Raw genomic sequence first — 816 nt, forward strand, 5'->3', positions numbered from 1 at the left:
ACACCTTCGGCTTGAATATGCAGCGTCGTCTTCATCTTGAAGCCGTATGCCTTGCCATAATCCACGCCGAAGTCGCCGCGATCAAACGTGGCGGTCGATTCCGTGCCGCACACTTCTTTCTTCAGCATCGGGTTCGTGAAGCACTTGAACGATTCGATCTTCAGGTTCAGCGGCTTCGTCACGCCGTGCAGCGTCAGTTCGCCGATCACTTCAACCGGCACATCGCCCTTGTACTTCATCGACGTGCCCTTGTAGGTCGCTGTCGGGAACTTGTCGGCATCGAAGAATTGCGCGCTCTTCAGTTCACCGTTCAGCTTGTCATTGCCGATATCGATCGACGTCATGTCGATAGTCGCGTCCAGCGTGCCCTTCTGTTTTGCGCGATCGAGCGTCACGGTGCCGCTGCTCTTCGTGAACTTGCCGCGCCAGATCGAGATGCCGCCAAAGTGATCGGTTTCAAAGCTCGGGTACGTGTGGTTCGGGTCGAGTTGATACGTGACTTCTTCAGCCATCGCGTTGAACGAAACGGCCGCGAAAAGCGCGCCGGCGGCTGCAATCAGAAGGTTCTTTTTCATGAGTTTTCCAGAATGAATTTGTGAAGACCTAGGATCAAGGTTCGGTGAGCGCTTATTTCTTCGTTGCGACGAGGTGGAACTTGATGACGACTTCGTCGGCGACGACCGAAGTGTCTTTCCATTCGCCCGAGCCGACATCGAACTGCGTGCGTTTGATGGGCAATGAACCGTCGAAGGTTTGCGTCGCGCCCTGGCTCGTCACGGTGACCGGTACGGTGACGTTTTGCGACTTGCCCTTGAT

General features: G+C 55.4%; 2 protein-coding genes. Both read right to left on the reverse strand.

The window, feature by feature from the left end:
• Positions 1 to 575 (reverse strand): YceI family protein (locus ACSQ83_RS35895; protein ID WP_436231375.1); only part of this gene is annotated, 575 nt, incomplete at its 3' end.
• Between the two features lie 52 nt (positions 576 to 627).
• Positions 628 to 816: YceI family protein (locus ACSQ83_RS35900; protein WP_436231376.1), on the reverse strand; the 189-nt coding region annotated here is incomplete at its 5' end.

Origin of the sequence: Caballeronia sp. LjRoot29 (genome assembly GCF_964252755.1) — a bacterium.
GTDB lineage: Bacteria > Pseudomonadota > Gammaproteobacteria > Burkholderiales > Burkholderiaceae > Caballeronia.